This is a genomic window from Nocardia vinacea, assembly GCF_035920345.1.
GTDB lineage: Bacteria > Actinomycetota > Actinomycetes > Mycobacteriales > Mycobacteriaceae > Nocardia > Nocardia vinacea_A.
The window spans coordinates 9,025,032-9,038,091 of record NZ_CP109149.1; the positions used below are offsets into that span (position 1 = coordinate 9,025,032).

Annotated in this window: 9 protein-coding genes; 3 read left to right on the plus strand and 6 right to left on the minus strand. The window is 66.7% G+C overall.

The window, feature by feature from the left end; translation table 11 throughout:
* Positions 1-54 precede the first annotated feature (54 nt).
* The 3 genes from OIE68_RS40835 to OIE68_RS40845 all read right to left on the minus strand — a co-directional run bounded on the left by OIE68_RS40835 (position 55) and on the right by OIE68_RS40845 (position 3,795).
* Positions 55-588 (minus strand): hypothetical protein, encoded by a 534-nt coding sequence (locus tag OIE68_RS40835; protein ID WP_327096224.1) that lies wholly within the window; start codon positions 586-588, stop codon positions 55-57.
* Between the two features lie 67 nt (positions 589-655).
* Positions 656-1,489, minus strand: coding sequence for a formate dehydrogenase accessory sulfurtransferase FdhD (gene fdhD / locus OIE68_RS40840; RefSeq protein WP_327096225.1), 834 nt, complete (start codon positions 1,487-1,489; stop codon positions 656-658).
* Positions 1,486-3,795 (minus strand): FdhF/YdeP family oxidoreductase, encoded by a 2,310-nt coding sequence (locus OIE68_RS40845; protein WP_327096226.1) that lies wholly within the window; start codon positions 3,793-3,795, stop codon positions 1,486-1,488. The genes fdhD and OIE68_RS40845 overlap by 4 nt, the downstream gene beginning before the upstream one ends.
* 777 nt (positions 3,796-4,572) lie before the next feature.
* On the opposite strand from OIE68_RS40845, the gene OIE68_RS40850 reads away from it, so the two are divergent.
* From OIE68_RS40850 to OIE68_RS40860, 3 genes are read left to right on the plus strand one after another with little or no spacing between them, the layout of a single operon-like run.
* A complete protein-coding gene (locus OIE68_RS40850) occupies positions 4,573-5,103 on the plus strand; it encodes a hypothetical protein (protein ID WP_327096227.1) in 531 nt (176 codons plus the stop codon).
* The gene (locus OIE68_RS40855; RefSeq protein WP_327096228.1) at positions 5,100-5,936 is read left to right on the plus strand and encodes a hypothetical protein; all 837 of its coding nucleotides are present in this window, start codon (positions 5,100-5,102) and stop codon (positions 5,934-5,936) included. Before OIE68_RS40850 ends, OIE68_RS40855 begins: the two co-directional genes overlap by 4 nt.
* Complete coding sequence (locus tag OIE68_RS40860) at positions 5,933-8,170, plus strand: serine/threonine-protein kinase (protein WP_327096229.1); 2,238 nt, start codon at positions 5,933-5,935, stop codon at positions 8,168-8,170. The genes OIE68_RS40855 and OIE68_RS40860 overlap by 4 nt, the downstream gene beginning before the upstream one ends.
* Before the next feature lie 275 nt (positions 8,171-8,445).
* On the opposite strand, the gene OIE68_RS40865 is transcribed toward OIE68_RS40860, so the two are convergent.
* The 3 genes from OIE68_RS40865 to OIE68_RS40875 form a co-directional block, all read right to left on the minus strand.
* On the minus strand, positions 8,446-10,449 hold the full coding sequence (locus tag OIE68_RS40865; protein WP_327096230.1) for an FHA domain-containing protein: 2,004 nt from the start codon (positions 10,447-10,449) through the stop codon (positions 8,446-8,448).
* A gap of 315 nt (positions 10,450-10,764) precedes the next feature.
* A complete protein-coding gene (locus tag OIE68_RS40870; protein WP_327096231.1) occupies positions 10,765-11,595 on the minus strand; it encodes an SDR family oxidoreductase in 831 nt (276 codons plus the stop codon).
* 25 nt (positions 11,596-11,620) lie between these two features.
* Positions 11,621-13,045, minus strand: coding sequence for an MFS transporter (locus tag OIE68_RS40875; RefSeq protein WP_327096232.1), 1,425 nt, complete (start codon positions 13,043-13,045; stop codon positions 11,621-11,623).
* Between the last annotated feature and the right edge of the window lie 15 nt (positions 13,046-13,060).

Below are 13,060 nucleotides of genomic sequence, written 5' to 3' on the forward strand. Positions count from 1 at the left end.
CACGGAGAACGCCCCACAGCATGCGCGGCTGTGGGGCGTTACTGTTTCGGCGGTCTAGCGGTTCGTACGGCGGCGTGGGCGTTGGAAGGTGATCGGGGCGGGATCGCGCAGCTGCGGCCCACGCGGGGTGACCAGGATCAGGGCCAAGCCGAGGGCGACGATCAATGCCGCACCGATGACGCTGAGGGTGAAGCTGGCCCCGCCCATATCTGCGGGTTTGTGGAAGGCGTGATAGATCAGGTGCGGGAGGCCGAAGACCAGCCAGCCGAGGCCCGCGACTTGGGCGAGTGCGCTGCCGCCGAGGAATAGCGCGGCCAGTGTCACCGCGGTCAGCGCCAGGAAGAACGAGCCGACATCGGAGGCCAGATGGTGGTTGTACGGACCGTCCGCGGAGATCCACTGCATGCCCAAGCCCGGAAAGCTGGTGTACCAGGAGTGCGGCGCGAAGACCGCCCACAGTCCGACGACTGCGCCCTGGAATGCCAATACCCCCAACATGATTCGCACCGCGAGCCAGCGATTGCGCTGCTGTTCGAACCGCATCCGCACGCGTAGCCCGCCGGATTTGCCATCTACCGTGATCCGCATCGGTCTCTCCGTTCATCGCCGAACCAGGGATCTGGTGCTGCAACCGTAAGTCGGACCTCGGTCACGATCAATAGGCGGCGACCTCGGCGGTGACGGTCAGCCGGTCCGAGCGGGAGTAGATGTTCATGGTGTCCCCGCGCAGGAAGCCGACCAGGGTGAGGCCGGATTCGGCGGCCAGATCGATGGCCAACGAGCTGGGGGCCGAGACGGCGCCGAGCATCGGGATGCCCGCCATGACGGCCTTCTGGACCAGTTCGAAGGAGGCCCGGCCGCTGACGATGAGCACGAGATCGTTTGCGGGGATACGGTTTTCGAGCACGGCCCAGCCGAGCACCTTGTCGACGGCGTTGTGTCTGCCGATATCTTCGCGCACGGCGAGGGCGGTGCCGTCGGCGGTGAACAGTCCTGCGGCGTGCAGGCCACCGGTGGCCTCGAAAACTGTTTGGTGGGTGCGCAATTGGTCCGGCATGTCGGCGAGGGTTTCGGTGTGGACGGTGATCGAGGTGGTCGGCAGCGGGAATCTGGTGCGGGTGCGGACCTCCTCGAGTGCGGTTTTCCCGCAGAGACCGCATGCGCCGGTGGTGAGGAAGTTGCGGCCGTGCACCGGGATCGGGGTGCGCAGGTGGACATCGAGGACGTTGTAGGTGTTCTGCCCGTTCGCGTCGGTGCCCGCGCAGTAGCGGGCGCTCACCACATCCTCGGCGGTTTGAATGATGCCTTCGCCCAAGAGGAATCCGTGTACCAGTTCGATATCGCTGCCCGGGGTGCGCATGGTGACGGTGAGCGATTGGCCGTCGAGGCGCAGCTCCAGCGGTTCCTCTACCGCGACGGAATCCGGGCGTTCGATCACGCCGTTGGGTGAGATGCGGCGCGTCTTGCGGCGCGCGGTCACTCTACTCACGATGGCTGCTCCACATGTACGTGCGGCTCCACCCGGATGGTCACGGCCTTGGATACCGGCGTATTCGACCGTGCCGCAACATGGTCCAGCGGAACCAGAGGATTGGTCTCGGGATAGTAGGCGGCGGCATTGCCGCGCGGGGTCGAGTATTCGACGATGCGGAAGCCGGTCACCTTGCGCTCGGTGCCGTCGGTCCATTCGGAGACCAGATCCACCAGATCACCGTCCACGAAACCGAATTCGGTGATGTCGTCGATATTCATCAGGACCACCTTTCGGCCACCGTGCACACCGCGATATCGGTCGTCCAGGCCGTAGATGGTGGTGTTGTACTGGTCGTGGCTGCGCAAGGTCTGCAGGATCAACCGGCCTTCGGGGACCGGGACCCAGGTCAATTCGTTCACCGCGAAATTGGCTTTGCCGGTGGTGGTGCGGAATTCGCGGGAGTCGCGCGGCGGATGCGGCAGCACGAAGCCGTCGCGGTCGCGCACCCGCTTGTTGTAGTCGTCGCAGCCGGGCACGACACGGGCGATCGCATCGCGGATCTTGTCGTAGTCCTGCTGATACTGCGCCCATGGCACCGGGTGATCGGCCCCGAACAGTGTCTGTGCGAGTTCGCACACGATGGCGACCTCACTGCGCAGGTGCTCGCTGACCGGCTTCAGCCGACCGGTGGACAGATGCACCATCGACATCGAATCCTCCACCGACACTTGCTGTTTCGTGCCGTTCTGCAGGTCGAGATCGGTGCGGCCGAGGGTGGGCAGGATGAGTGCGGTCGCGCCGTGCACGACGTGGCTGCGGTTGAGTTTGGTGGAGACGTGCACGGTCAGCGCGCAACTGCGCAGCGCCGCCTCGGTCACCCCGGTATCCGGGGTGGCGGACACGAAATTGCCGCCCATGCCGAAGAACACCTGCGCCGTACCCGCGCGCATGGCGCGGATGGCATCGACGGTGTCGTAGCCGTGTTTGCGCGGGCTGGTGATGCCGAATTCGCGGTCGAGTGCGTCGAGGAAGTCCTCGGGCATCTTCTCCCAGATGCCCATGGTGCGGTCGCCCTGCACGTTGGAGTGGCCGCGCACCGGGCAGACGCCCGCGCCGGGCTTGCCGATCATGCCGCGCAGCAACAGCAGATTGGTCGCCTCCTCGATGGTGGCGACGCCGTGCTTCTGTTGGGTCAGGCCCATTGCCCAGCAGATGATGATGTTCTTCGATTCGGCCAAAAGTGTTGCGGTGCGGTGCAAATCGTCGTCGGTGAGTCCGGTTGCCGCCCGCACCGTGCCGAGATCGACTGCGCGCATACTCTTTTCGTATTCGGCGAAGCCCGCACAATGCGCATCGACGAACGCGCGGTCGACCACCGTGCCCGGTGTGCGGTCCTCGGCCTCGAACAGCAGTTTGCCCAGGCCCTGGAACAGCGCCATATCGCCGCCGAGCCGGATCTGCAGGAAGTCGTCGGCAATGGCGACGCCGCTGGTGAAACCCTTGACCGTCTGTGGGTCGCGGAAGCCGAGCAGTCCGGTCTCCGGCAGCGGATTGACCGCGATGACCTTGGCGCCATTGGCCTTCGCGCCCGCCAGCGCGCTGAGCATGCGCGGATGATTGGTACCCGGATTCTGGCCCGCGACGATGATCAGATCGGCCTTGCCGAAGTCGTCGATCGAGACCGAACCCTTGCCGATGCCGATCGAACTGGTCAGCGCGGCGCCGGAGGATTCGTGGCACATATTCGAACAGTCCGGCAGGTTGTTCGTGCCGAAGCTGCGGACCAGCAGTTGGTAGAGGAATGCGGTCTCGTTGGCGGTGCGGCCGGAGGTATAGAAGAGGGCCTCGTCGGGGGAGCTCAGCGCGCGCAGGTGCTCGACTATGAGTTGGTAGGCGTCGTCCCACTCGATGGGCGTGTAATGGGTCGCGCCGGGGCGTAGCACCATCGGATGGGTGAGGCGGCCCTGCTGGCCGAGCCAGTAACCGGATTTGCTCGCCAGTTCCTCGATCGAATGCTGAGCGAAGAATTCGGGGGTGACGGTGCGCAGCGTCGCCTCCTCGGCGACGGCCTTGGCGCCGTTCTCACAGAACTCCGCCGGGCGGCGATGACCGGTCGGCTCCGGCCAGGCGCAGCCGGGGCAGTCGAAGCCGTGCACCTGGTTGAGGCGGGCCAACGTGCGCGCGGTGCGGAGCACCCCCATCTCCTCGACCCCGCGTTTGAGCGCAACAGCCACAGCCGTCACACCCGCCGCCTGCTCCTTCGGCTGGGTGACGGTCAATTCGGACTCGTCGATGTCCTGTTTCGGCCCATTGCGGTGCATGCCCGATATTGTCCTCTCCCCGCGAAGTTTGTCGCGGACCCACCCTTTGTCCTGATCCCGGGTGCTCGCGTTGCGGTTGTCGGCTCCTGCCCGACGGGTACCACCTGGTTCGGATCGTATGCATTCATGGCTGGTTCGGCAGGTCGGTTACTTCGGTGACGCTACCTGGTAGCCAGCGGTTTTCGCCTGGTTGAGCTCGGCGAGAAGTCTCCGCGTCGGCGAATGCGGGCTTACCATTGCTACTGATCAAATCGCTGATCTGAGGCATGGGCGATGGGGACGCTGGCGGCAATTCCGACGCGTGCCGGCGGGGAGCGTCGGCACGCGGCGTCTCGGCGCGCGAAATTCGGTGTTCGGTGGGGGGTCCTCTGTTCTGCCGCACTGTTGGTCGCACTGGCGCCGGTCGGGTTCGCCGGGGTACCGGCCTTCGGTGTTCCGGCATCGGAAGAGCCGACTTCGCCGGTGGTTTCGCCATCGCCGACGCCCGGACACCACGGGGAGACGCGGGATGGGTCGGCGGCACAGTCCAGCACGGCGGTGCCGGATGACAATTCGGACGGCGGCGGAACCCGCGACGGTACCGGGACACGCGACGGAACCGGGACGCAGACGACGACCAGTCGGGTGCCCACTGATCCGTGCGCCGGACAGACGTCGGATGGGTGCTCCGGACCGACTTCCAATCCCGAACAACCGCGGCTGCCCGATACTGTGCTGCCCCCGATCACCATCACTCTCCCGCCGCCTCCGCAGCCACCGACTACGCCGGATCCGCCCGTGAATTCGTCCACTACGGTGCCGCCGCAGCAGCAGATCCCGGAGAATCCACGGCCGCCGGAATATCCGTCGAACAGGCAGCCCGAGGTGGTTGTGCCAACCGCTCGCCCTGCGGATCCGTGGCTGCCGACGACTGTGGCACCGCGGCCTCCGATTGCGCCCCCACCCGCCGCGCTCGAGCTCACCCCCACGGCCATCGGGCTCGGTGGCGATGTCACCGCGGCCGGATCTGGGTGCGATCCGCAGTCGCAGGTCAGCTTGCTGGTCGGGGAGACGCCGGTGGGTAATGCCGTCGCGGGGGTGGACGGTGGATTCCGGGCACCGCTGGCGCTGACGTCGATCGAAGTCGGGCGATACGAGGTGACGGCGCGCTGCGGTCGCACGCTCACCGCGCCGCTGGATGTGGTGCTGGTCAGCCGGGTCAGCTCCGCCACTTCGACATTGACGGTGATTCTGTTCTTCTTGTTGATCGGTGCCTGGTTCTACGGGCATCGGCTCGTCTCGCACCTACCCGCGCGGAGGGAACCATGATGCGAGCCCGCATCTCGGCGGCGACCCGAACTATCCTGCTGCCCAGTGTGTTCGCCCTCGTGCTCGTCGGGTTGTTCGCGGCGCCGGTCGCGGCCAAGCCGCAGGGCGTCGACATGTCGGCGACCATCGACGATCGCGATATCGCCGAAACCTCCGCCACCGAACCGCTACGGCTGCAACCGAACAGCACCATCCGGGTGGCTATCGCGTTGACCAACAACAGCGATGGAGCGTTGCATATTCGGCGGGTCGATCTGGCCGGTCATGTGCTCGGGCTGACGTTCTTCTCGTACTCGACTGCCGTCGAATTGACCATCGCACCGGGAAGATCCGAGGCGCTGAAGTATCGGCTCGATCTGACCGGACTCGAGGGGCAGGCGACCGGACTGATCGTCGCGGATTTGGCGGTGATCGGCGAGGACGGCGCACCGATCGCCTCGATACCGCTGGACACTGATGTGCGCGGCTCGCTGTATTCGGTATACGGGCTGTTCGGAATCGCGCTGGCGGTGCTGACCGCGCTCGCCATTGCCGATGCGGCGCTGGCGATTGCCCGGCACCGGCTGTCCACCAACCGGTGGCAGCGCGGGTTGCGGTTACTCGCGCCGGGTATCGGCATCGGATTGATATTCGGGTTCACCGCGTCGGTGTTGCGGTGGTGGGTTCCGGATACCGGATTGTGGCTCGCGGTTGCCGGTGTGGCGGCTTCGGTCGGCTTCCTGCTCGGATACTGTTCGCCGACACCGGAAGTCGAGGATCTCGCGCCGACCGAGGAGAGCGACGAAACCGCCGATGTGGAAACCGCGCGCTTGCCGGATGGGGCGACATCTTGACATCTGATACCGACCGATTGCGGGCCGTGCTGCCCGCATATGACATCGGTGCGCAGGTCGGCAGGGGCGGATGCGGTGTGGTGCTCGCTGGTACGCATCGTCGGTTGGGGCGACCGGTTGCCATCAAGCAGATTCCACCGCAGTTCGCGCACGACGAGCAGGTACGGCGCCGGTTCGTCGCCGAGGCGCGCTTGCTTGCGGCCGTCGATCATCCGCATGTGGTGCGGGTTTTCGACTACATCGAGGCCGATGAGCTGTGCCTGTTGGTTATGGAGTATCTGCCCGGCGGGACCGTCGGCAGTCGGTTCGCGACCGAGGGATTCGACGCGGCTACCGCGGTCGCGGTCGGGCTGGCCTGTGCCGCGGGGTTGGAAGCGGCACACCGCCACAAGATTCTGCACCGCGACGTCAAGCCGTCGAATCTCATGTTCGGTACCGGCGGTGCGATAAAGCTGACCGATTTCGGGATCGCCAAGATCGTCGGTGGCGATGAGACATTGGTGACCAGGACCGGTGAGATCGTCGGGACCCCGGCCTATATCGCACCGGAACAGGCACGCGGCCAGCCGCTTTCGCCCGCCACCGATGTCTACGCGCTGGCGACGATGCTGTATCAGCTGCTGTCCGGAGTGCTGCCGTTTCCGCCGAACGAAGACCATCTGGCAACGCTTTTCGCACACGCCTTCGGGCACCCGATACCGCTCATCGAGGTCGCCCCGGGCGTGCCGGAGCCGATCGCCGATGTGGTGATGCGCGGCCTCGCAACCGATCCCGCCGATCGTTTCGACACCGCCGAACTCTTCGGGATCGCTCTCGCCGAACTTGCCGCCGTGTGCTGGGGTGACGATTGGCTTACGCCCGTGGGCATTCCGGTCATCGGTGCGGACACCATTGTCGCCGCCGCGACCGGGAGTGGTCGCGCCGCCGGGCGATCCGGTATTCAGACGCCGAGAGCGCAAGGCGGGCTTGGGCAGGCCGCAGTCACGCAGCGGACAGGCGTGCCGTCTGCGGGTTTCGAACCCCATGCGCCGGTAACCGCCGACCCCGCCCTGCCTCCGACCGGCGCCGCGCCGCCACGGCCTGGGCTGTCCGCCGCGGTGCCACCGGCTTCGTCGGCTCCGACCGAAATCTCGCCGACGCCGCGACCGCGGCCAGATGGTTCGGATTCCGGTCCAGGTGGGCCGATATCGCCGGTGCCACCAGCGCACGGTGACGTCACGGGTGGTTTCGAGCAGTTCGGGGCGACACCGTCCATGCCGGGAGATGCGCCACCAGGACCACCTTCGTATGGAGTTGGTCCGGGGTCGCAGGAGCATGGCAAGTCGGCGCGAGCGGTGCCGCCGTCGTTCGGAAGTCCGGAGACTGGTGGGATCGGGCAGTCGGGGTCGACGCCCTTCCGGCCGCCGATGGTTCGGGTGCGCCCGGTGCAAGGGTTGCAGGACAAGGGTGTTCGGTTGGCTGATGTCGATCGTCGGGATCTGGTGCCGATCCGCGATGTCGTCAGCTTTGCCTCGCCGTGGCCGTTGTTCTTGGTGGGCGCGTTGCTTGCGGTGGCTGCTTGTACGGCTGCGGTGATGGGGGTGGGTGCGCCGACCGCCGGAGGGGATCTGGTAGCGGGCAATGTCACCATCGCCGGCGTCGATCCGACGGGGCCGAATCCGATCGAAGTCGATCTGTCGGAACCGATTCCATTGCGAGTCAACGGAATTGATGTCGACTCTGCTGTGCTCACGGTCGAGGTATTCGGCGTGCGGTTGGGTGGGGATCCGGTGCGGCTGCAGCCTGGCGGCGTGGCCGACCTGCCCGATCCGGTCAACTCACATGTGCTTGCCGGAAACCTCGACGGCGAGCTCACGCTCCTGCGCAGTGGAAATGAAATCGCCACGCAGCGAATCGAATTCCGCACCGACCAGAGTCCGACACGCACCGCTGCGGCGGCGGCAATCGTCGTCCTCGCCCTGTTCGCCGTCGCCTACCTGGAGTCCAACACCCGCACCTTACGCCGCGGCCACGGCGGCCTCGCCAACATCATCGGGCTGTCCGTGAGTTCGGCCATCCTGTCCGCCGCCGTTGCCGGTGGCGCCTGGATTCTCCGCGACACCCCGCCCACCAGCACCACCCTCGCCGTCGCCGCCGCACTCGCCGCCGGAGCTGGGGTAGCCGCCGCACTAGGAGCACGACGAATCGGCAAGCGCCACCGCCTCCTTCGCCGCGCACGACGCGACAACCGTTGAGGGCGGTAGCCCTGGAACGCACTGCTTTTCCGCGAAACTCGGTCGCCGGTGACCTTTGGATTCTCCGCGATACCCGCGTTCGCACGACCCGGGCCGTGGGCGGTGCTCGCCGCTGTTCGCCTCGCAGTCGCAGTCGGCGTGCGACGGATCCGCAGCTTCCTTCGCCGCGCGGCGCTATCACCGCTGACTGCGCCAGTTCCCGAATAGGCCTGCGCAGACTTGTGTGCGGTGAGTTATGTGAACATCGGCAGCTCGACGAAGCGGCCGCTCACCACTCAGGAGCGGCGGCGTTTGCTCGTAGCCTCGGTTGGGTGTTTCGGGTGGGCCTCGGTGCGGTAGGTGAGGATGCGCTGGCCTATGCGGAGGCTCCAACCGGGGTGTAGTTCGGTGGGGGTGGTGCCGATGCGGGTCCATTCGTCGGCGCCGGGGGCGGCGATGAAAGTGCCTGCGGGGGTTGCGGCGTCGCGGACGTAGACCTTGCCGCGGTCGACCGAGACGTAGGCGTGCACCCGCGAGACGTGGCGGTCGCGCGGGACCGCAAGGGGCGTCGCAGTGGCGGCACGCACCGTCTCGTCGATCATCGGGCTGCGGCCGACGACGTACGGCCGGTCCAGCGGAAACGCCGAGCCATCCGCGAGAACCAGCGCGCCGACGAGCTGCCCCGCCCCCGAATTGTCCGGGTTTTTCGCGCTGCCAACCGGTCGCAATGGCCGCGGTCGTAACCCCTGCAACGCCGGAATCTTGTGCAGTGCAATCGGTTCCGGCCGCGCTGCCACTCCCGACCGCGTTCCGGCGGCCTCCTCGCGTTCCCCGGCGGACATGGCCTGAGTACTGATCTCCTCCGGCGCGCCTACCTGCCCGGATCCACCGGACGGTGCCGAACCACTCGGCCGCGCTTCCGATGATGCTGAGCCCGGCCGGGCATCGGCCGTCGATCCGGCGGGCCCGGCTTTATCGCTCGCCTCACCGAATCCCACGGCCTGCCCGGCCGATCGTTGCGTGGACCGGCCAGAGTCCGTCGATCCGGTGGGGCCTGCCTTTTCGGTTGGTTCGTCGTCGGCGGAGTCGGCATCGGATTGTTGCGCGGGCCGGCCGGAGTGTATCGATCCGGTGGGGTGTGCCTTTTCGGTTGGTTCGTCGTCGGCGGAGTCGGCATCGGATTGCTGCGCGGGCCAGCCGGAGTGCGTCGATTCGGTGGGGCCTGCTTTTTCGGTCGGCCCGTCGTAATCGGCGGCGGATCGTTGCGGAGATCGGGGAGAGTGCGCCGATCTTGCGGGGCGCGCCTTCCCGGCGGACGGATCGGCTTCGGCTGACCGCGCCGCGGGCTTCTGTAGTGATCCAGTTGGGTGGGCGGATCCAGTGGCTTGCGCTGTGCCGGTGGGCTGGTCAGTTGTGTTGGGTCGGGCGGAATTTCCGGCCGACGCCGAATCTGGTCGCTGCCCCTGCGGGGCGGACCGTGCGGCGGAGCGTCGCATTGATTCGGATGAGCGCACGGACTCGGCGGTTTGCGATGAGGCACGGGGCTGAGCCGATGTGGCCGGTTGTGGCGACCCTGCCAGCTGTCCCCGCGCGGCGGAATGCTGCATTGATTCGGATGAGCGCACGGACTCGGCGGCTTGCGCTGAGGCGCTGAGCTGGGCAGATCTGGCGGGTCGGGGTGTGCCGACGCGTTGGCCGGTCGGGGTGGGCTCGGATTTCGCGGTCGGCTCGCGCAGGGCTTCCAATCCGGCCGGAGCGGTGGACGGAGGCTCGGCGGTGGGAGTGCCGCTGATGCGGGCTCGGGTGGCTGCGGATGTTCCGGTTCGGCGGGCGGCTATGCGCAGGACGAAGCCGCTGCCGGGGACAATGCCGGCGCGCAGGTCGGTGCGTGGGAGTTCGTGTATCGGGAAGGCGGCATCGGCGCCAACCGTGATCCGGCGCACCGGCTCTCGCACGATTTCGTCTACCCAGGTGAACGCGCGGGCTCCGGACAGTCGCCGGGTTCCCTCCGCGCCTTGGATCTCCGCGCTGACCTGCCCGCGCAGCAGAATGACGGTGCCGTCGGCCGTCGGTGCGATGACGCCGAACGGTGGCGGTTCGGAATTGCCGGCGAAAATAACCGAGGCCAGCCGCTGCGCGATCGCTGCCCCGGGATGGCGTGTATCGGCCACGGCCTCGATCGCACCGAGTATCCGGTCCGTGGAAGGGGTTTCGCCCGCGAGATACACGACAACCGCACCGAAGCGTGCGATCAGACCATCGCCCGGCGCAATCCCCACCGTCGACGCGTCATTCCGCACTCGCGCCTCCTTCCCGGACCACTACCGGCGTCCAGCATAGAACGTGCCCAGCACCCGACACCGGCCCTCGACGAACGGCAAGCGCGCACCCGCAGTGATCCTTACCCGCCTTGATCGCTGGCGTGTCGTGCATCACTCGATGCCGAGAAGTCGAGTTCCCTCGGTGCTGCCCGCTGCGAGCCGGCAAACCGTTGCGTGTGAGCTCGTGCGCCAGCAGGTGAACTTCGGTGTGCTGAGCGATCGGCGGGGGAATCCCGTTGAGCTGCATCCTGGCGGTGCGTGAGCCCGCACGAACAGCGAGGTCAACTCGCAGGGTCAGCCGGTGAACTCGGACGCGTGGTCTGTGAGCCAGGTGGTGAAGGGCCTGGCCTGGCCGGTGGTGAGGGTGGTGACGGTATCGGTGATCGGGGTGGGGACACCGTCGCAACGGCGCCAGTAGTCGAGGAGGCCGTCGACGTAGTGGGCGGGGATGAATTCGGCCATCTCCTGTTTCCACGCGTCGGGGGTGACGTGGGCGATGGTTGCGGTGCGGCCGGTGATCTTGCCGATCAGATCGATCTGGGCGGTGAACGTCAAGGTCTGCGGACCGGTGAGGGTGTATACACCACCACGGTGGTCCGGTTTCGTGAGTAGCGCATGGGCGCACTCGGCGACGTCGAGTTCGTGGATCGGATCGGTGTAGGCATTCGGGTAAGGGAGGCTGACCGGGCGGTCGGCCTTGATCGCGAACGACCAGCCGCGGGCATTGCCCGCGAAGGCGCCGGGGCGCAGCACGGAGACGGTCATCGGTGCGTCGGCGAGCCCGAGTTCGGCGTCGAGATGGGATTTCGCGACCGGATTGGTGGCGGCATCGGGATCGAGCACCGCGGACGAGGACAGCAGCACGATGTGATCGACTCCGGCTTCGGTTGCGGCGGAGACGAATTCGGTGATGCACTGGGGTTCGGCATACAAGAATACCGAAGTGACGCCGTCGAGTGCGGCGGCGAAGGTGGCCGGGTTGCGGAGGTCGCAGCCGACGGCGGGCACTCCCGCGGGAAGCTGCTCGGGTCGACCGGAACCAACGCGGACGGCGTGGCCGTCGGCGCGTAGCAGGGACAGGAGATTGGTGGCGACCGCGCCGCGGCCTCCGGTAATGAGAATCATGAGAAGTCCTCGGGTCGAAGGTGATTCAGTGCTGCGGGTCGGCCTGGGCATGTCGCGGTAGCAGTCGCACCAGACCGAGGCTGATCAGCGTGATGGCGGTGACGAATACGAGACTGGCCGTGAGCGCGTGCGCCGCACCGGAGCCGACCGTGTGGAAGTACACCGTGGTGATGGTGGCGGCGCCGATCGCATTGGCGAGCTGCTGTACGGCGGAAAGGGATCCGCTACCACTGCCGGTCTCGGACGGTTCGATATCGCCGATGGTGACAACGAAGATGCTGCCGAAGCAAGTGCCCATACCGAGGCCGAGCACGAGGATCGCTACGGCGAGAGCCCAAGGTGCAATACCGATTCCGGTGGTGAGTGCGAGAATCAGTAGCAGGCCGGTGCCGAAAAGGGTGATCAATAGGCCGATCAGGATGAGATTGCGACCGAGTTCGGCCAATAATCGGTGCGCGGCTATCGACGCGATGATGATGCCGACGGCCAGCGGCGCCAGGCCGAGCGCGGCTTCGGTCGGGCGATAACCGAGGCCGTTCTGCATGAACAGCGACAGCACGTACAACAGCCCGGAGACCGCGGCGAAGAAGACGAGTCCGAGGATCAGACCCGAGGTGAAGCCCCGGTTCCGCAGCAACGTCGGCTCGATCAGCGGAGCGACCGCGGTGACCTGCCGACGGGCGAACAGCGCGAAGGCCGCGGCTCCCGCCGCTATGGACGCGAACGATGAAGCGGTCCAGCTGTGGGCCGAGCCGTCGATCAGACCGAATAGTGTGCCGAGCATCGCCGCGGCGAGCAGAACAGCGCCGAGTACATCGATGGTGACGGTGCGATCGCCCTGTTCGGTTGGCAGCAGGCGATAGGCGGCGGCGAATGCGAGCCCGCCGAGCCCGATATTGATCAGGAACATGGTGCGCCAGCCGAGACCGAATAGATCGGCATCGACGAGAAATCCGGCCAGGATCGGTCCGCATACTCCGGACAGGCCGAGGGCCGGGCCGAAAACGCTGAATGCCTTGCCGAGCTGTTCACGGGGAAAGACACTGGTCAGGATGCCGAAACCCTGCGGGATCAGCATCGCGCCGAAGGCACCCTGTACGAGCCGCGCGGAGATCAGCGTGGTCGGATCGACGGCGAGGCCGCAGGCGATCGAGGCGAGGGTGAAACCGGCCAAGCCGATCAGGAACAACCGGCGTTTGCCGAAGCGGTCGCCGAGTCTGCCGCCGACGACGAGCAGAACGCCGAGGGAGAGGGCGTATCCGGCGCCGAGCCACTGGATCAGCGCTGGTCCGCCGTGTAGTTCCCGTGCGATGGTCGGCGCGGCGATATTGGTGATGGTCGAGTCGAGTAGGTCGAGGATGTCGGCCGCCAGAATTACGGACAATATCGCCCATGTCCGGGCGCTGACCTTGGTATCTGGTGGTGCTGCTTGCTGTGTTGGGGTGGTCATGTCCAGCTCTCGAGG